Origin of the sequence: Streptomyces sp. NBC_00704 (genome assembly GCF_036226605.1) — a bacterium.
Classification (GTDB): Bacteria; Actinomycetota; Actinomycetes; order Streptomycetales; family Streptomycetaceae; genus Streptomyces.
Window position 1 is genome coordinate 7,314,114 of sequence record NZ_CP109000.1, and the last position, 17,647, is coordinate 7,331,760.

Sequence of the window (17,647 nt, forward strand, 5' to 3'; positions counted from 1 at the left end):
CCCACCCCGGCCACTCCTCGCACACGGCGGGCTGAGCGGCGCCCGGCCGGTCCCGCGCGGCCCGGCCCGGCCGGGGCGACCGCGGCCGGGCCGCCCCGGCGCGGACAGGGCGTCGGACGCTCGTCAGGCGGTGCCGGGGCGGCCGGGCTCCAGCAGGGCTGTCAGGACGCGGTCGGGGGTCAGGGGCAGTTCGCGGAAGCGGACGCCCGTGGCGTGGTGCACGGCGTTGCCGACGGCGGCCGCCGTGCCCACGATGCCGATCTCGCCGATGCCCTTGCCGCCCACGGGGTTGAGGTGCGGATCGTGTTCGTCGATCCAGTGCGCCTCGATGTCGGGCACGTCGGCGTGCGCGGGCACGTGATAGCCGGCGAGGTCGGACTCGGGGAAGTCGCCGAAGGCGGCGTCCATGGTGCTGCCCTCGGTCAGCGCCATGCCCAGGCCCATGGTCATGCCGCCGACGAACTGGGAGCGCGCCGTGCGCGGGTTGAGGATGCGCCCGGCCGCGTACACGCCGAGCAGCCTGCGCACCCGCACCTCACCCGTCACCGTGTCCACGGCGGCCTCGGCGAAGTGCGCGCCGAAGGCGTGCCGTGCGAAATCGCTCTCGGCGTCGGCCGTCCCCTCGGTGTCGGCGCGTTCCCGCAGCCCCTGCTCGGGCAACGGGCCCCCGTGCGCGGCGAGTCGGGCGGCGAGCCGGGCGCAGGCCTCGTGGACGGCCCAGCCCCAGGAGGCGGTGCCCGAGGAGCCGCCCGCCACCGGCGCCGACGGCAGGTCGCTGCTGCCCACCCGGATCCGCACCCGGTCCAGGGGCGCGTCCAGGGCGTCGGCCGCGACCTGCGCCAGGACCGTGCGGGCGCCGGTGCCGATGTCGGCGGCGTTCACCTCGACGAGGAAGGATCCGTCGGGCAGCGCCCGCGCGGCGGCGGTCGACGGGTACACCTGCACGGGATAGGTGGCGGCGGCCACGCCCGTCCCGAGCAGCCACGGCCCGTCGGCGCGCGCCCGGGGCCGGGGGTCGCGGCCCTCCCAGCCGAACCGGCGGGCGCCCTCGCGCAGGCATTCGACGAGATGACGGCTGCTGAACGGTCTGCCGCTGTCGGGTTCGGCGTCCGGCTCGTTGCGCACGCGTAGTTCGACCGGGTCCATGCCCAGCGCGTCGGCCAGTTCGTCCATGGCCGACTCCAGGGCGTACATGCCGGGCGCCTCGCCGGGAGCGCGCATCCACGACGGCGTCGGGACGTCCAGGCGGACCACGCGGTGCACGGTGTGCCGGTGCGGGGCGGCGTACATGACGCCGGCGGGGACGGCCGCGTACTCGACGAACTCCTTGATCCGCGACGTGTGCGTGGTCACCTCGTGGGTGAGGGACGTCAGCCGGCCGTCGTGGTCCGCGCCCAGCCGCAGCCGGTGCAGCGTGGGCGCCCGGTGGCCGACGGAGGTGGGCATCACCCGCCGGGGCAGCACGACGGTGACCGGGCGGCCGGTGTGCCGCGAGGCCAGCGCGGCGAGCACCACGTCCGGCCGGGGCGTGCCCTTGGAGCCGAAGCCGCCGCCGACGTGCTCGGCGGTCACCGTGACCCGCTCCTGCGCGAGCCCGAACATCCGGGCGAGCGTGGCGCGCACGGCGGTGGTCCCCTGGCTGGAGGTGTGGACGGTGAGCCGCTCGCCGTCCCAGTGCGCGGTGCTGGCGTGCGGCTCCATGGGGTGGTTGTGCAGCGGCGGCACCCGGTAGCCGACGTCGACCCGTACGTCCGCGGCGGCGAACGCGCCCTCCGCGTCGCCCTTGCGGCGCTCGCCCGGATACGTGCCGTTCAGCTCCTCCGGGACGTACGCGCGCGGGTGCCCCTCGCGCAGCACGACGTCGTGGGCCTCCACCGCGTAGTCCACGCGGACCGCGCCGGCCCCGGCCCGCGCCGCCTCCGGGCTGTCGGCCACCACCAGGGCGACGAACCAGCCCCGGTGCGGCACCTCCCGGTCCTGGAGCACGGTGAGGGTGGCGTCGTCCGGGTCGGCCAGCCGGGGGGCGTCGTCGGGCGTGAGGACGGCGACGACGCCGGGCAGCGCCAGCGCCGCCGAGACGTCGAAGCCGGTCACCCGGCCGCGCGCCACCGTCGCGGGCACCGGACGGGCGAACAGCCGCCCGGGCAGGTGGTGTTCGGCGGCGTAGCGGGCGGCGCCGGTGACCTTGTCCGGGCCTTCGCGCCGCTCGGCCGGGGCGCCCAGGGCGGTCATGCGGCCTCCTCCTCGGCGGGGACGAGCCGCGACAGGACGTCGATGGCCAGGTTGCGGGCCAGCGGCAGTTTGTAGGCGTTGTCGCGCAGCGGCCGGGCCTCGGCCAGCTCCAGGTCGGCGGCCCGCTCGAACGCGGCCCGCGTGGGCGCCGCGCCCAGCAGCGCCTCCTCGGCCAGCCTCGCCCGCCAGGGCCGGTGGGCCAGCGCCCCGAAGGCGATCCCGACCCGCGCGACGACGCCGTCCGCGACCTCCAGAACGGCCGCGACGGAGGCCAGCGCGAAGGCGTACGAGGCCCGGTCGCGGGCCTTGCGGTACGCGGACGGCACACCGGCCGACGCGGCCGGCAGCAGGACGGCGGTGACCAGCTCGCCCGGCTCGATCACGGTGTCCCGCTCCGGTTGCGCGCCGGGCAGCCGGTGGAAGTCGGCCGCCGCCACCCTGCGCACCCCGGCCGTGCCGTACAGCTCGACCTCGGCGTCCAGCGCGGCGAGGGCCACGGCCATGTCCGACGGATGGGTGGCGATGCACTGGTCGGAGTGCCCGAGCACCGCGTGGTCGCGGTGGACGCCGTCGCGGGCGCCGCAGCCGCTGCCCGGCCGCCGTTTGTTGCACGGCTTGGACACGTCCTGGAAGTACGGGCAGCGGGTGCGCTGGAGCAGGTTGCCGCCGGTGGTGGCGGCGTTGCGCAGCTGGCCCGACGCGCCCGCCAGCAGCGACTGGGACAGGGCCGGCCAGCCGTCACGGACGCGCGGGTGGGCCGCCAGGTCGCTGTTGCGCACCAGGGCCCCGACGCGCAGCGAGCCGTCCGGCAGCTCCGTGACGCCGTCCAGCGGGAGCCGGGTGACGTCGACGAGCGCGGTGGGGCGTTCCACCCCGAGCTTCATCAGGTCGACGAGGTTGGTGCCGCCGCCGAGATAGCGCGCGCCGGGGTGTTCGGCGAAGGCCTCGGCGGCCTCCGCGAGACTGCCGGCCCGTACGTAGGCGAAGGATTCCACCGGATCACGTCCTCGGGTGGTGGCCGGCCGGGTTCACGTCCTCGACCGCGTCGACGATGCGGGGGTACGCGCCGCACCGGCACAGGTTGCCGCTGAGCCGCTCGCGGATCTCGTCGCGGTCCAGGGGGACGGGCCGGCCGGACGGCGCGGACGGGTGCGTGACGCGGGAGGGGTGCCCGGCCTCCGCCTCGGCGAGCATGCCGACCGCCGAGCAGATCTGTCCGGGCGTGCAGTAGCCGCACTGGAAGGCGTCGCGTTCCAGGAAGGCCCGTTGCAGCGGGTGAGGGCCCTCGCCGTCCCCGGAGAGGCCCTCGACGGTCGTCACGTCGCAGCCGTCCAGGGTGACGGCGAGCAGCAGGCAGCTGTTGACGCGGCGGCCGTCGACGAGGACCGTGCAGGCGCCGCACTGCCCGTGGTCGCAGCCCTTCTTCGCCCCGGTGAGGTCGAGGTCCTCGCGCAGCAGGTCCAGCAGGACGCGCCGGTGGTCGACGGAGAGGGTGTGGGGCTTGCCGTTGACGCGCAGCGTCGTGTCGGAGCGGTGGGGCGATGACCGGGGGCCGTGCTCGGTGCCCATGTCCTGGTCCCTTCCGGGCGGTGCGTATGCCGTGGGGACCGCGTATCCACAGCGGCGCGCCTGACACGTGCGGACGGACGGCGATTCGCGCGGGACCCCCGCGCCCGCTTCCCGCGCCCGCCCGCCGCGGGCGCCCGCGGCGGCCCCTATCGGGCGTTCCCGCCGGAGCCGCCCTCCTCGTCCCCGGAGCGGTCCCCGCGCGGTTCCGCGGACAGGGCGCCGGGCTCCGCGGGGGACGCGGACCCCGTCGGCGACGGGCGCAGACTCCTGGTCGACTCCCTGAAGCGTTCCAGCGTGCGGCCCAGCTGCTGGAAGGGCGAGCCGGAGCGCCGGGCCGGCGCCGGGCGGGACTCCCCGGCCTCCCCCGCCTCGGCGGCCGCCTCCCGGTACGCCGCCAGCGCCTCGTGGGCGTGCTCGGCAGCCTCCCGGTACAGGTCGCGGGACTGCGTCATCGCCTCCAGCGCCTCCTTGTACATGGCGACGAGCCCGCGTTCCCGGGCCAGCTCCTCCTCCAGCGTCAGCAGCTGCCACTGCTCGCGCAGGGCGGTGAGGGCTTCCTCGGCGCCCTCCGGGAGCGGCCGGGGCAGCGCGGCGAAGCGCTGGATCGCGTCGAGCAGCTCGGTGGGGTGCGTCCCGTCCAGGAACACGGTGCGCACCGAGAAGTCGGCGGCGTCGTAGTCCGCCGGGGCGGGCGAGCCGGGCAGCACCAGAGCGCCTCCGCGCGGCACCTCCACCCCCGTCTCCTTGAGGGCCCAGTTCAGGGTGCGCAGCTGGTGCGGGGCGGCCCGGTGCTCGACGACCCGGTGCAGCAGACCGGGCGGGAGCAGGGGCACCAGCGAACGCCGGCCGCGCTCGTCGGGCGTCATGGCCTCGTGGACGACGACGTGCACCGTCCAGGTGTCCCGCAGGGCGTTGCGCAGCGTGCGCCGCAGCTCCTTGTCGTCCGCGGGCAGCGGGTTGACGTCGAGGTAGTGCTCGCCGGTGACGGTCTCGTGCCCCCACAGGGCGTCCGCCTCCCACGGCCAGAACATGGCGGCGGGCGACGGCCAGCGCAGGTCCCAGGGCCGCTCCGCCTCCGCCGTCAGCGTCCACTCCTGTCCCCGGCCCGACCACTCGGCGAGGGTGAGCCGGGCGCGGACGGTCACGTCCTCGTCCACCGGCCAGCGGGCCTCGAAGGCCAGCTCCGCCCCGGGGGCGCCGGCGTCGGTGAGCTCCTTGAAGTCCTGGAGGATCCCGGCGTCCTTGCGCGCCTGGAGGTTCTTGCGCAGGACGTCGGGCGCGGCGGGGCCGGTGTGGCGGCCACGGGACTGCCACACCGTGGAGGCGGTCGTGGGTGGAACGGTCGCGGAGATGTGCGTGACTCCATTCATGAGGGCGAGCGACGACAGGTCCTGGATGCGAAGGCCAGTATCGCCCGCCGCGGGGGGTGCGCGATCAAGCGGGCGGCGCGGAAGCGGCACCGCCTGTGCCGGGGGTGCGCCTTCCCCACCGCGCGACGCGTCACGCGTCCGGATCCGGGCGACCGCGCGCGGGGTGTGCGGCGACCGTGCCGGGAGTGCGCCGCGCACCACGGCCGACGGCCCCGCACCCATGGGCGCGCGGGGCCCGGCCCCCGCAGAATCGCATCCTGTGGACAGGGCCCGCCCATCCATCCGCGTAGGGGCGAGCCCTGTCCGCGCGCCCCCGACCGGAATACGCGCGGGCGCACACGGCGCCGCACGCGGGCGCGCACGGCGTCGGCCCGCACGACCGTGCACCGCGATGCGCGGCCACGCCACGCACACCGCAGCGCGCGGCCGGGCGCGGTTCGTGGCCGAGACCGCACTTCCGCCGGAGCGGGCCGGGCCGGAGCGGAGGCCGGGGCCGGTCCCCGGCCGGGACGGATCCACGAAGCCGTCGGTCTCGCGCCCCTGGGGGCCGGTGCCTCACTCCTGCCGCTCCTGTCGCCCGCCCGACGAACCCTCGGGCCCGGGGATGGGCATGCCAGGGGAAAATGCCGAAGCCATCGCTTTCGGCCGCAGGTTTCCGTAGCCTCAGGGGAACCTGAACCACCTTGCGCCGCACCGCACTTGATCCGCTTCCGTCGTCAACGCGCCGAGTCAACGCGCCGAAGGGACAACGGTCATGGCCGTCGAGACCGAGGTTCTGAACGAACTGCACCGGCTGCGCGCCCGGGTGCCGCAGCTGACGGGGGCGCTGGCGGCGAGCACCGACGGTCTGGTCCTCGCCCAGGACATGCCTGACGTGCAGCCCGAAGGGCTGGCCGCGCTCACCGCCGCGGCGCTCGGCGTCGGACGCCGCATGGTCGACCTCTCGGTCGGCGGCGAGTTCTGCGAACTCCTGGTGCGCGGGGCCGGGGGGTGCCTCGCGACCTACGCGGCGGGTCCGTCCGCCGTCCTGACGCTGGTCGCCGGCGACCGCGTCAACGTCGGGCGCCTGCATCTGGAGGGACGGCGCAGCGGCGCGCGCATCGGCGCGCTCATGGCGACCCGGACCACCGGCGAGCGATCCCCGGGCGGCGGCGGAAAGCCGAACGGGCGTCCGCCCGGGGCGCGCGGACCCGGCGCGCTGCCGGTCCGCATCCCACCGCAGTCCCGTCACCGCCCTTGACGCCTGCCGCGGCCCCAAGGCCCGCCGCGCCCTGAGGCCCGCCACCGTTCCGAAGCCCACGGCCGCTGAAATCTGCCGCCGCGAGCGGGGGGGGGCTCCGCCGTTCCGTAACGGCGGCCCGGCGGAGCCCCGGCCTCAACGGCGGCCAGGCGGGACGCGGCGGGCCGGGGCACACTCAGCCGCTCCCGGTCTCCCTGCGTCCGCGCCCCCGCCGGCTGCCGGGACCGCGCCGACGGGCGTCGGCGCGGTCCGGCCCCGTGCCCGGCGAAGGCGCGCTGAAGCCGCCCGGGACCAGTCGCGACGGTCCCGCGGTCGGGAGCGGCGGTCCGGACGGCGCCGGGCGTCCGACGGCCTCCAGGCCCGCACCCGCACCCGGACCCGCACCCGCACCCGCGCCCGCACCCGCCCCCTCGTGGAGCCCTGCGCCGTGGCCCGCGCTGCGGGGCGGCGGAGGGGCCGCCGCCGACCGGCTCAGCACGCGTGCGTGCGGCAGCAACGAGGCGCACGCGGCGCAGACTTCGGTGAGGGTCCACACCTGGCCGACCGCCGGGTCGTGCCGCAGGACGAGGACGACCGACCCCGCGCAGGCGACCCGGGTGTCCTCGTGCAGCGCGCACCGCTGACGGCGGCACCAGCAGGCGGCGTCGTGGTGCACCGCCGCGGCCCTGGCGTGCGCGGCCGCGTGGGCCTCCGCGAAGCGCCGCAGGGCCGCGAGGTCCCGGGAGCGCGGCGGCATCGCGCACGGCGACGAGCAGGTGACCGACGCCGTGCGGTCCCGGTGTCCGACCACACGGATGGTCCAGCAGCGGCCCGGGCGTCGGGACGACGGGGCGTCAGGGGGCATGAGAACCACGGCACATGTCCTTCGCGGGAAGAGCGGCAGGGCGAGAGGGCGACGGGGTGAGAGGGCGACCGGCCGATCGGGCGACCGGGCCGGAGACGAGGGAGGGCGGGGACAGTCAGGGGGACGGGAGGTGGAAGGCGGTCCCTGGGCGGGTCCCGTGCGGTCCGCTACGGCTCGCCGGAAGTGACCTCGCTCACAGCATGCCCGTCGCTCCGCCGGTCATTCGCGCTGTGCCCCTCCGGTCGGCGCACCCGCGGTCGGCCGGTGCTCCTGCGCTCCCCCCCCATGAGCACTGGGGAACCCCACAGACGGGTCCTCGCGCTGCGGCTCGGCGCGCTGTTTCCGTGGCGCGGGATGCCCATGCCCGCCGGCATCCTGGTCGCCTTCGTCCTCCAGGGCACGGCCGCGCTGCCGCTGACGGCGGCCCTCGCCGTCGGCCGGGACCTCGCCCCCCGCTGAAGTGCATAACGCGGGGAGAGGGGCCCGGCGGACGTCCGCCGAACCCCTCTCCCCGCGCTTCGTGCGCTTGCCCGTGCTCACGCGCCGCTTGCGCGCAGCATGTCCTCACGCTCGACGATCTTCACGCGCTCGCGGTCCTGCGGCTCGCCCAGCGCCTTCTCGGCGGCGTCCAGCCGGTACCAGCCCTCCCAGGTGGTGAAGCGGACCTCGCGCTCGGCGAGGAACGCGTCCACGGCCTCGGGCTCGGGGGCGACGGGCGTGTGCAGACGGCCGTTCGCGTGGTCGTCCAGCAGGTTGGCCACCGTCTCGTTGGCGTCGCCCTTGGTGTGGCCGATCAGGCCGATGGGGCCGCGCCGGATCCAGCCCGTCACGTACGTGGACTGAAGGTGGCGGCCCGACTCCTCGATGACGCGGCCGCCCTCGTCCGGGACCGTGCCCGAGTCGAGGTCCCACGGCAGCTTCGGCAGCTTGTCGGAGAGGTAGCCGACCGCACGGTAGACCGCGCTGACGTCCCAGTCCTTGAACTCGCCGGTGCCCTTGACGTTGCCCGTGCCGTCCAGGGCGGTGCGCTCGGTGCGCAGCCCGACGACCCTGCCGTCCGCGCCGAGGATCTCGGCCGGCGACTCGAAGAAGTGCAGGAACAGCTTGTGCGGGCGCTCGCCCACGTCGCGGATCGCCCAGTTCTCCAGCGTCTTGGCGACCATGTCGGCCTGCTTGTTGCCGCGCCGGGTCGCGATCGAGCCCTCGTCGTAGTCGATGTCCTCGGGGTCGACGATGACCTCGATGGTGGGGGAGTGGTCCAGTTCCCGCAGCTCCATCGGGGAGAACTTCGCCTGCGCCGGGCCGCGCCGGCCGAACACGTGGATCTCCCGCGCCCTGTTGGCCTTCAGGCCCTCGTGGACGTTGGGCGGGATCTCCGTCGGCAGCAGCTCTTCCGCCGTCTTGGCCAGGATCCGGGCCACGTCGAGGGCGACGTTGCCGACGCCCAGGACCGCCACCTTCTCGGCCTCCAGCGGCCAGGTGCGCGGCACGTCCGGGTGGCCGTCGTACCAGGAGACGAAGTCGGCGGCGCCGTACGAGCCGTCCAGGTCGATGCCGGGGACCGACATCTCGCGGTCGGCCGTCGCGCCGGTCGAGAAGATCACCGCGTCGTAGAAGGCGCGCAGGTCGTCCAGGCTGATGTCGCCCGGGTAGTCGACGTTGCCGAAGAGGCGGATCTGCGGCTTGTCGAGGACCTGGTGCAGGGCCGTGATGATGCCCTTGATGCGCGGGTGGTCCGGGGCGACGCCGTAGCGGATCAGGCCGAACGGGGCGGGCATGCGCTCGAAGAGGTCGACGGAGACACCCGGGTCGGCGGCCACAGCGGACTTGAGCAGCGCGTCGGCGGCGTAGATCCCGGCGGGGCCGGCTCCGACAATGGCTACCCGCAGGGGGCGGGGCATGATCAGGTTCCCTTCGAGTGGCGGTGGATCGACTCGGGGGAAGCCTAAACTGAGGTATGCCTAACCCGGTACGCGGGTCCGGTCTATGGACTCATAAGCATCCCTTATGAGCGGTGCGGTCGCCGCCTCGACGGCCGACCGCCCTCACGGCAGGGGCTGTTCGGCCCAGATGACCTTGCCCTTGGGCGTGTAGCGGGTGCCCCAGCGGTCGGTGAGCTGCGCCACCAGGAACAGCCCGCGCCCGCCCTCGTCCGTCATGGCCGCGTACCGCAGATGCGGCGAGGTGCTGCTGCTGTCGGAGACCTCGCAGATCAGGGTGCGGTCGCGCAGCAGCCGCACGCCCACCGGCGCGCTGCCGTAACGGATCGCGTTCGTCACCAGCTCGCTGAGGATCAGTTCCGTCGTGAAGGACAGTTCCTCCAGGTCCCAGCGCGCCAGCTGCCGGACCACCGCGGCGCGCACCTCGCCGACCGCCGCCGGATCCAGCGGCACGTCCCACTCCGCGACCCGGTCGGCGCCCAGCTCCCGGGTGCGCGCGACGATCAGCGCGATGTCGTCGCTGGGGCGGGCCGGCAGCAGCTCGTCCAGGACGCCCCGGCAGATCTGCTCCGGCGATCCCCCGGCGCCCCGCTCCAAAGAGGCGCGCAACAGCTCCAGCCCCGCGTCGATGTCCCGTTCCCGGTCCTCGACCAGCCCGTCCGTGTACAGCACCAGCCGGCTGCCCTCGGCCAGTTCCAGGTCCACCGTCTCGAACGGCAGCCCGCCCAGCCCCAGCGGCAGCCCGGCCGGGACCTCGACGTACTCCACCCGCCCGTCGGGGTGGACCAGCGCGGGCGGCGGATGGCCGGCCCGGGCGATCGTGCAGCGCCGGGAGACCGGATCGTAGATGGCGTACAGACAGGTCGCCCCCGTCACCGGCGCGTTGGCGCTGTCGTCCGACTCGTCCTGGTCGATGCGCGCCACCAACTCGTCCAGCAGCCCGAGGAGTTCCTCCGGGTCCAGGTCCAGGGCGGAGAAGTTGTGGACCGCGGTGCGCAGCCGGCCCATGGTCGCCGCCGCGTGCAGCCCGTGACCCACCACGTCGCCCACCACCAGCGCCACCCGGGCCCCCGACAGCGGCAGCACGTCGAACCAGTCGCCGCCCACCCCCGCCTGCGCGGGCAGATACCGGTAGGCGATGTCCAGGGCGTTCTGCTCCGGCAGGGTGCGCGGCAGCAGACTGCGCTGCAACGTGACCGCCATGCCGTGCTCACGCGTGAAGCGGCGCGCGTTGTCGATGGAGATCGCGGCCCGCGCCACCAGCTCCTCGGCGAGCACCAGCTCGTCCGGGTCGAACGGGTCCGGCCGCTCCGAGCGCCAGAAACTGACCACGCCCAGGATCAGGGCCCCGGTCCGCACGGGCACGGTGATCAGCGAGTGGATGCCGAACTCCACGACCTGCTCGGTGCGTTCCAGGTCCTGGGCGCGCCAGCCCGGCGCATGGGCGAGACGGGCCTCCAGGACGGCGCGCGCCTCGCGCAGACTGCGGCCCTGCGGCGAACTGTCCACGAACCGGATCCGCTCGCCCACCGCGTACAGCGGCGCCCCCTTGCGGATCGCGCTGACCGCCGTGCGCCGCAGGGCGCCCCGCGCCTCCGGCTCCTCGCCCTCCAGCACGGCGTCGAAGAGGTCGACGGTCGCGAAGTCCGCGAACCTCGGCACGGCCAGCTCCGTCAGCTCCTCGGCGGTACGGGTCACGTCCAGGCTCGTGCCGATGCCGACCCCGGCCGCGTACAGCATGTCGAGGCGCTCGCGGGCCGCCTCCGCCCGGCCCGACAGGGCGCGCAGTTCGGTGGAGTCGCGCAGGGTGGCCACGCTGCCCGCCGGGCCGCCCGCGAGGTCGGTGGGCCGCTGGTTGATGGCCAGCAGCCGCTCGCCGACCAGATGCACCTCGTCGGTCACCATCCGCCCGGAGGCGAGCAGTTCCGCGGTGTCGCGGTCCAGCCCCAGGTCGAGGACCTGCCGGCGCTCGGCGTCCGGGGGCAGGTCGAGCAGGCGCTGCGCCTCGTCGTTGGCGAGCAGCAGGTCGCCCTCGCCGCCGACGATGATGACGCCCTCGCGCACGGCGTGCAGCACCGCGTCGTGGTGCTCGTACATGCGGGTCATCTCGCGCGGCCCGAGGCCGTGGGTCTGGCGCAGCAGCCGCCGGCTGACCAGGGCCGTGCTCGCCGTGGCGAGGGCGAGGGCGGCGGCCGCGCTGGCCAGCAGCAGCGGCAGCTGGCGGTCGGCGGTGCCGCCGACGTGCGCCGTGGTGATGCCGGACGACACCAGCCCGACGACCTTCCCGTCGGGCGCGCGCACCGGAACCACCGCCTGGACCAGCCGGCCGATCGTCCCGTCGACCTCCTCGACCACGACTCCGCCGTCCAGCGCGGGCTGGATGGTCCCGACGAACTTCTTCCCGATGCGGTCCGGCTTGGGATGCGTGTAGCGGATGCCGTCGGTGTTCATGACGACGATGAAGTCCATGTCCGAGGCCTTGCGGGCCGCTTCGGCCCGGGGCTGGAGGACCGCCGTCGGATCGGGGCTGTCCAGGGCCGCGACCATGCCCGGCGAGTTGGCGAACGCCTCGGCGACGGCGAGCGACCGGTTGCGGGCCTCCTGCGTCGTGTCGTGCCGCACCTGGAGCAGCAGCGCGACCACGGCGGCCACCACCAGCAGCAGCACGATGACCACTTGCAGGACGAACACCTGCGCGGCGAGACTGCGCCCGCCGAGCGAGGACTCGGGCGTACGCCGGGTCCCCGGATCCCGGGGACGACGGGCCGGCCGGGCATCCGTGCGCCCCAGGAGTCGGACCATGTGCCATGTCTACACTGCCCGGCCGGATGAGGCGAGAGGCGTCACACAGGGTCACAGGACGCGTCTCTCACACGCGCCGTGGATGATCCTCCGGGCCGTCGCGCCGGGTGGCCAGGAGCAGGGCGATGTCGTCGGGCCGGTCGGCGGTCTGCCGGGCCAGCGCGGTGAGCCGGTCGGCGACGGCCCCGAGCACGCGTCCGGGAGCGCCGTCGGCCGCCGGGCCGGGAGGCCCGTCGAGGGGAGCGCCGCTGCCGGGGACGCCGGACCCGGCGGCCGGGACGGTGCGCGCGGGGCCGGCGGGCCGGGACCGCTCCGCCGGCCCGCCGGCCTCGGCCAGGGCCCTGCGCAGCACGGCGATGCCCTCGTCGATGTCGTGTCCGGGCTGCTCGACCAGCCCGTCCGTGTACAGGGCGAGGATGGCGCCCGGCTCCAACCGCAGCTCCGTGACCGGGTAGTCGGCCCGCGGATCCACTCCGAGGACCACCCCGCCGGGCAGCTCCACGACCTCGGTCCGGCCGTCCGGGTGGCGCAGCAGCGGCGGCAGGTGCCCGGCGCGCGCGGCCCGGGCCAGGCCCGTGGCCGGATCGAGCCGGACGTAGCAGCAGCTCGCGAACTGGCCCGGGTCGAGGTCGATGAGCAGCCGGTTGGTGCCGCCCATGACCTCCTGCGGGGGCCGGTCGGAGAGCGCGAAGGCCCGCACCGCGCTGCGCAGCTGCCCCATGGTGGCCGCCGCCTGCACCCCGTGCCCCTGCACGTCGCCGATGACCAGGGCGAGGCCGTCCCCGGCCTCCACGACGTCGTACCAGTCGCCGCCCACGTCCATGCCCTCGGTGCCCGGCAGGTAGCGGCCGGCGGTCTCCACGCGCGGGTGCTGCGACAGCCGCCGCGGGAGCAGCGCCTGCTGGAGTCCGCGGGCGAGGGCGGCCTCGGTGTCGTAGCGCTGGGCCTTCTCCATCGCGTGGGCGATCAGTCCGGCGAGCGCGGTGAGCACGGTGCGCTCCTCGGAGCTGAAGCCGCGCGAGCGGTCGAAGCCGAGGATGCACGAGCCGACCGGACGGCCGGAGGCGATCAGCGGGAGGAAGGCCCGGGCGCCCTCCTCCGCGTCCAGGGCGATGCCCGGATAGGCGTCCGCCAGCTGCTGCATCGAGTCGAAGAACAGCGGCCGGCCCGTGGTGAGCGTCTCGACCCCCGGCAGCCGGGCGTCCAGGCCCACCCCTTCGAAGGGCGCGAGGAAGCCCTTGGGGAAGCCGGACTCCCAGGCCAGGTACAGGTGGCGCTCCTGGAGCAGGTAGATGGCCAGCATGCGGCTCCCGAACGCCGGCAGCAGCTCCTGCATCACCACCGCCGACACCTGGCGGGCGGTGACCGCCTCCGTCAGCGCGATGGCCAGCACGATGGGCCGGTAGAAGGGGGCGGTCGACGCGGCGATGTCGGGCGCGGGGGCGTCGGTGTCCGCGGGATCGGGAGCCCCGTCGTCCGGCACCCGGTTCGCCGGGATCGCGGTGCAGGTGACGAGGTCGGCGCCGGGATACAGCGAGACGCGCAGCCAGTCCCCCTCGTAGAGGCTTCCCCGCGGTGGCCGGCCGCCGGGGGAGGGGCGGCGCACATGGAAGTGCGCCGGCTCGGGATCCAGCAGGACGCTGCGCAGGTGTTCCTCGCAGGTGGGCTGGTTCAGCCAGGGCGCGGAGTCCCACAGGGACCGGCCGACCAGCACGTCGCGCGGCACGCCCAGGAGCTGCCCGGCGCGCGGGTTGGCGTAGACGACGAACCCCATCCGGTCCAGGCAGAACACGCCCTCCGGGAGCAGGTCGGCGGCTCCGTCGGCGAGGGCGCCGGGACCGGGGTCGAGGAGCACCCCGGCGACGCGCGACGGCGCGGCGACGGTCGCGGCGGGGGCGCCGGCCGGGCCCTCGTCGCCCGCCGCCTCCCACAGCTCCAGCAGCCGCAGACCGCCCTCGACGGTGCGCAGCCGCACCGGCAGCGGCGGCGGGTCGCCCTGCGCCGTGCGGGTGAACAGGCCGGGCAGCCGCAGGGCGTCCGTGGGGTCGACGGCCCGGACCAGCGCTTCCAGCGTGCCGGGGAAGTCGCCGCCGGGCAGCCCGAGGAGCACGCGCGCGTGACGGTCCACGGCGACGGCGCCGGTCGCCGGATCCCAGGAGAACCGCCCGATGCGCCCGGGCGCGGGCCCCGCGGCCGGCGGCCGCACGCACAGCGGCTCGTCGTCCCAGGTGACGGTCCGGCCGTCGGCCGACAGCCGCAGCAGGGCCGCCCCCAGGGCGTCGGCCACCTCCGTCAGCCGCTCGCGCCCGGCCAGCGCCTCGGCCGCGTCCGCGACGGCGGGGCGCAGCACGGTCAGCACTCCGAAGGAGCGCCCGCCCGCGGTGACGGGCACGTGCAGGGAGCCGAACTGGAACGGCAGGCCCGCGGCGAACTGCGGATAGCGGCGCATCGACTCCGCCGCGTTGGCCAGGACCACCGGGACGCCCGTGCGGTGCACCTCGGTCACGGGGAAGGGCCGGTCGACGCTCACCCGCCACCAGGGGCGGAACAGCGGGCCCGGCAGCCCGGTCAGCACGGCCAGCCGCAGCAGGCCGGGCGTGCGGGCGCACAGGTACACGCCCCCGGCGCTGCCCTCCGCCGTCCGCAGCGCCTCCGCCACGGTTCCGGTCAGCAGCGCGGGCGGCGGTCCGGACGGCTTCCGCTCGTCCCCGGCGCTCCCAGTCATCGGCCCTACCTCGTCCGTGCCGCGCGTGGGCGACACAGCAAGAATGCGCCACATCCGGCCGGACGCGCATCCTCGCGCGGGCCGGGAGAACCGCTCCGGGCGGGGTATCCGCCCCGCCATGGGCGAGATTCTGGTGGGCGCGTGCTCGTGGACGGACCGGGCCCTGGTGTCCAGCGGCTGGTATCCCCCCGGCCGGCGTGACGCGGAGGGCCGGTTGCGCCATTACGCCGAACGCTTCCCGGTCGTCGAGGTCGACGCGACCTATTACGCGCTGCCCACGGAGCGCACGAGCGGGCTGTGGGCGCAGCGGACACCGGAGCGCTTCGTGTTCGACGTGAAGGCCTTCTCGCTGCTGACCGGGCACCCCACCCGGTCCGCGGTGCTGCCGCCCGGGCTGCCCGACGACGTGCGCGGCCCGAAGGCGCTGGACGAGGTGTGGCGCAGGTTCGCGGACGGCATCGCCCCGCTGCGGGAGACCGGTCGGCTGGGCGCCGTCCTCTTCCAGTTCCCGCCGTGGTTCCGCCCCGGCGTGCGCGCCCGCGCGTTCCTCGCGCAGTGCGCCGAGCGCACCGCCGGCTGGCCGGTCTGCGTGGAGTTCCGGCATCCGGACTGGTGGCGGGGCGCCGAGCAGCGGCGGATCACCGCCGACCTGCTGCGGTCGCACGGGTTCGCCGCCGTCGCCGTCGACATGGAGCAGTCCCTGGCGTCGGCGATACCGCCCGTCACGCCCGTGACCTGCGAGCGGCTCGCCGTCGTCCGCCTGCACGGCCGCAGCCGGTCGTGGGGCGCCGGCAGCAAGGAGGACCGCTTCCGGCACGAGTACACCGACGCGGAACTGCACGAGTGGACGCCGAGGGTGCACGAGCTGGCCGGGCGGGCCGAGCAGGTGCACGTGCTGTTCAACAACTGCTGCGGCGAGGCGGCCGTGCGCGCCGCGGCGAGGATGCGCACCCTGCTCGACGGCTGACCGGCCCGGCCGGAACCGGCGCCGGCGCCCGTCAGCCGGCGGTGACGCGCAGGGTGCTCTTGGCCAGCCGGTACGCCGGGAGCATCGCCTCGTGCTCCTGGGTGTCCATCCCGCCGAGATGCAGCACCACGGGCCCCCTGGGGGTGGTGACGGCGAGCGCGCGCTCCGTCTTGCTCTCCTCCAGCAGCTCGCTCGTGGTGACGTACTCGACCTCGGCGCCCTTGACGTCACCCGAGGCGAAGGCGCGGTACACGGCCTTGCTCGCCCCCTTCTCGGCTCCGACGAAGCCCTCCAGCACGGTCCGGGCGTCCGCGTCGCCCGGCTCGCCGGTCCACACGCGCAGGAACCCGATCTTCCCCGCGGGCTTGGCGTCGATCTCGCAGGCCATGGTCACGGGCCCCTGGCGCAGCAGCGCGTCCGCCAGTTCGGCCAGGTCGCCGGTGGCGGCGGACGCCTCCTTCGCGTCGACGGCCTTGGCCTTCCAGAACTCGGCGACGTCGAAGGCGACCGGAAGCTCGCAGGCGGACCCCGCGGCCCCCACGGACCCCCCGCGCGCGGCCGTCTTCGCGCCCGCCGCGGCCGACGCCCCCGCGGCGCCCGCCGCCCTGCTCCCGCCCTCCGCGTCCGCACAGCCCGTCAGCAACCCCGTCAACAGGGCCGTCAGCACCAGTCCCCGCCGCACGTTCCGCCCGCTCCGCACGTTCCCCGCCCCACAGCGCACCGCTGAATCTCCTCTCGACGCCGGCGCCACGCCGGCGGAGCACTGTAACCGAGGGGACCGTGGGCCCCGCCACCGGAATTCCGCGTCCGGAACCGGAACCCGCTCGTCCGCCGCCGCCGGGGAATGCGCGGGACACCGCCCGCGTTGAACCGCGTGACTGGCATGCACCGCTCAAAGGTGTGAGCCGGTGAGAGGAGGTCCCCATGGCCCGCAGCACAGCGCGCCCCGTCATCACCCTCAGGTCCACCGCCGGCACCGGCGTCTCCTACGCGACGCGCAAGAACCGCCGCAACGACGCCGACCGTCTGGTCCTGCGCAAGTACGACCCCGTCGCCGGACGGCACGTCTCCTTCCGCGAGGAGAGGTGACGCCCTGACGGCCCACCGGGCCACGGCGGCCGGGGTTCCGCAACGGGACCCCGGCCGGTCCCCGGCGCGGACGAGTGATGTGCCGTCATATTCCCGCCCCACCGGGAACCCATAGCGGCATGAGCAAGACCGCGCTGATCGTCATCGACATGATCAACACCTACGACCATCCCGACGCCGACCTGCTCCTGCCCTCGGCCCGCCGAGTGGTCCCGGTGGCCACCGGACTGCTGGAGCGGGCCCGCCGCGCAGGCGTCCCCGTCGTCTACGTCAACGACAACTTCGGTCAGTGGCGCTCGCACCACGGCGAACTGCTCGACACCGCCCTCGCGGGCCCGCACGCCGACCTCGTCGAGCCGCTGCGCCCCGACGAGGAGTCGCTCTTCGTCGTCAAGGCACGCCACTCGGTCTTCTTCGAGACCCCGCTGTCCTACCTGCTCGACCAGGAGGGCGTCGACCACCTCGTCCTGTGCGGCCAGGTCACCGAGCAGTGCATCCTGTACTCGGCCCTCGACGCCCACATCCGGCACCTGGACGTCACCGTCCCGCGCGACGCCGTCGCCCACATCCACGCCGACCTCGCGGACGCCGCGCTGGAGATGATGGAGCGCAACATGGGCGCCCGGGTGTGCGACAGCTCGGAGCTGTGGACCTGAACGCCCGCGCGCCGCACCGCCGCTGACCCGCACGCGCCGCTCCCCGCCGTCCGCCCCCGCATCCTCGTGAGGCCGGGTTCCGGCGGACGTGCGCGTCACCCGCACCGGCGGCCGCGCACGGGCCCACCGCGGCCCGCACGCGCGCCGCACACGCTTGGACGGCGCTCCACACCCGCACCGGACCGGCGGCGCCGCTCCCCCGCCTGCGTGTCC

General features: G+C 75.5%; 14 protein-coding genes. 5 read left to right on the forward strand and 9 right to left on the reverse strand.

Annotated elements, in window-relative coordinates:
* Positions 1-123: 123 nt before the first annotated feature.
* The 4 genes from OG802_RS31735 to OG802_RS31750 form a co-directional block, all read right to left on the reverse strand.
* Entirely contained in the window at positions 124-2,232 is a 2,109-nt protein-coding gene (locus OG802_RS31735) for a xanthine dehydrogenase family protein molybdopterin-binding subunit (RefSeq protein WP_329416086.1), read from the reverse strand.
* On the reverse strand, positions 2,229-3,227 hold the full coding sequence (locus OG802_RS31740; protein WP_329416088.1) for an FAD binding domain-containing protein: 999 nt from the start codon (positions 3,225-3,227) through the stop codon (positions 2,229-2,231). The genes OG802_RS31735 and OG802_RS31740 overlap by 4 nt, the downstream gene beginning before the upstream one ends.
* Before the next feature lie 4 nt (positions 3,228-3,231).
* Positions 3,232-3,801 (reverse strand): (2Fe-2S)-binding protein, encoded by a 570-nt coding sequence (locus OG802_RS31745; RefSeq protein WP_329416090.1) that lies wholly within the window; start codon positions 3,799-3,801, stop codon positions 3,232-3,234.
* A 146-nt stretch (positions 3,802-3,947) separates the two neighbouring features.
* Complete coding sequence (locus OG802_RS31750; RefSeq protein ID WP_329416091.1) at positions 3,948-5,171, reverse strand: hypothetical protein; 1,224 nt, start codon at positions 5,169-5,171, stop codon at positions 3,948-3,950.
* Positions 5,172-5,925: 754 nt separating this feature from the next.
* Between OG802_RS31750 and OG802_RS31755 the strand changes: the two genes are divergently transcribed.
* Positions 5,926-6,411 carry a roadblock/LC7 domain-containing protein gene (locus OG802_RS31755; RefSeq protein ID WP_329416092.1) on the forward strand — a complete coding sequence of 162 codons (486 nt, stop codon included), beginning with the start codon at positions 5,926-5,928 and terminating at the stop codon, positions 6,409-6,411.
* A 175-nt stretch (positions 6,412-6,586) separates the two neighbouring features.
* Here the strand turns inward: OG802_RS31755 and OG802_RS31760 are convergent, their stop codons facing one another.
* Complete coding sequence (locus tag OG802_RS31760; RefSeq protein WP_329416095.1) at positions 6,587-7,201, reverse strand: hypothetical protein; 615 nt, start codon at positions 7,199-7,201, stop codon at positions 6,587-6,589.
* Positions 7,202-7,540: 339 nt separating this feature from the next.
* On the opposite strand from OG802_RS31760, the gene OG802_RS31765 reads away from it, so the two are divergent.
* Positions 7,541-7,714 (forward strand): hypothetical protein, encoded by a 174-nt coding sequence (locus tag OG802_RS31765; RefSeq protein ID WP_329416097.1) that lies wholly within the window; start codon positions 7,541-7,543, stop codon positions 7,712-7,714.
* Between the two features lie 77 nt (positions 7,715-7,791).
* Here OG802_RS31765 and OG802_RS31770 read toward each other — a convergent pair whose 3' ends face one another.
* The 3 genes from OG802_RS31770 to OG802_RS31780 all read right to left on the reverse strand — a co-directional run bounded on the left by OG802_RS31770 (position 7,792) and on the right by OG802_RS31780 (position 14,722).
* Positions 7,792-9,156 (reverse strand): FAD-dependent oxidoreductase, encoded by a 1,365-nt coding sequence (locus tag OG802_RS31770; RefSeq protein ID WP_329416099.1) that lies wholly within the window; start codon positions 9,154-9,156, stop codon positions 7,792-7,794.
* 144 nt (positions 9,157-9,300) lie between these two features.
* Complete coding sequence (locus OG802_RS31775; protein ID WP_329416101.1) at positions 9,301-11,997, reverse strand: SpoIIE family protein phosphatase; 2,697 nt, start codon at positions 11,995-11,997, stop codon at positions 9,301-9,303.
* Between the two features lie 67 nt (positions 11,998-12,064).
* Positions 12,065-14,722, reverse strand: a complete 2,658-nt coding sequence (locus OG802_RS31780) for a SpoIIE family protein phosphatase (protein ID WP_329416103.1) — start codon at positions 14,720-14,722, stop codon at positions 12,065-12,067.
* A 118-nt stretch (positions 14,723-14,840) separates the two neighbouring features.
* Here OG802_RS31780 and OG802_RS31785 point away from each other — a divergent pair, with 118 nt between their 5' ends.
* Positions 14,841-15,689 (forward strand): DUF72 domain-containing protein, encoded by an 849-nt coding sequence (locus tag OG802_RS31785; RefSeq protein WP_329416104.1) that lies wholly within the window; start codon positions 14,841-14,843, stop codon positions 15,687-15,689.
* 31 nt (positions 15,690-15,720) lie between these two features.
* On the opposite strand, the gene OG802_RS31790 is transcribed toward OG802_RS31785, so the two are convergent.
* Complete coding sequence (locus tag OG802_RS31790) at positions 15,721-16,371, reverse strand: lipoprotein (protein ID WP_329416105.1); 651 nt, start codon at positions 16,369-16,371, stop codon at positions 15,721-15,723.
* Positions 16,372-16,613: 242 nt separating this feature from the next.
* Between OG802_RS31790 and rpmG the strand changes: the two genes are divergently transcribed.
* A complete protein-coding gene (gene rpmG / locus OG802_RS31795; protein ID WP_329416106.1) occupies positions 16,614-16,778 on the forward strand; it encodes a 50S ribosomal protein L33 in 165 nt (54 codons plus the stop codon).
* A gap of 119 nt (positions 16,779-16,897) precedes the next feature.
* The gene (locus OG802_RS31800; RefSeq protein ID WP_329416107.1) at positions 16,898-17,434 is read left to right on the forward strand and encodes a cysteine hydrolase family protein; all 537 of its coding nucleotides are present in this window, start codon (positions 16,898-16,900) and stop codon (positions 17,432-17,434) included.
* Positions 17,435-17,647: the final 213 nt, after the last annotated feature.

Excerpts from the sequence above, each read along its gene's own strand:
- OG802_RS31780 (WP_329416103.1), bottom strand. The coding sequence starts at position 14,722 with ATGACTGGGAGCGCCGGGGACGAGCGGAAGCCGTCCGGACCGCCGCCC.
- rpmG (WP_329416106.1), top strand. The coding sequence starts at position 16,614 with ATGGCCCGCAGCACAGCGCGCCCCGTCATCACCCTCAGGTCCACCGCC.
- OG802_RS31745 (WP_329416090.1), bottom strand. The coding sequence starts at position 3,801 with ATGGGCACCGAGCACGGCCCCCGGTCATCGCCCCACCGCTCCGACACG.
- OG802_RS31735 (WP_329416086.1), bottom strand. The coding sequence starts at position 2,232 with ATGACCGCCCTGGGCGCCCCGGCCGAGCGGCGCGAAGGCCCGGACAAG.
- OG802_RS31755 (WP_329416092.1), top strand. The coding sequence starts at position 5,926 with ATGGCCGTCGAGACCGAGGTTCTGAACGAACTGCACCGGCTGCGCGCC.
- OG802_RS31775 (WP_329416101.1), bottom strand. The coding sequence starts at position 11,997 with ATGGTCCGACTCCTGGGGCGCACGGATGCCCGGCCGGCCCGTCGTCCC.
- OG802_RS31750 (WP_329416091.1), bottom strand. The coding sequence starts at position 5,171 with ATGAATGGAGTCACGCACATCTCCGCGACCGTTCCACCCACGACCGCC.
- OG802_RS31765 (WP_329416097.1), top strand. The coding sequence starts at position 7,541 with ATGAGCACTGGGGAACCCCACAGACGGGTCCTCGCGCTGCGGCTCGGC.
- OG802_RS31785 (WP_329416104.1), top strand. The coding sequence starts at position 14,841 with ATGGGCGAGATTCTGGTGGGCGCGTGCTCGTGGACGGACCGGGCCCTG.
- OG802_RS31770 (WP_329416099.1), bottom strand. The coding sequence starts at position 9,156 with ATGCCCCGCCCCCTGCGGGTAGCCATTGTCGGAGCCGGCCCCGCCGGG.
- OG802_RS31800 (WP_329416107.1), top strand. The coding sequence starts at position 16,898 with ATGAGCAAGACCGCGCTGATCGTCATCGACATGATCAACACCTACGAC.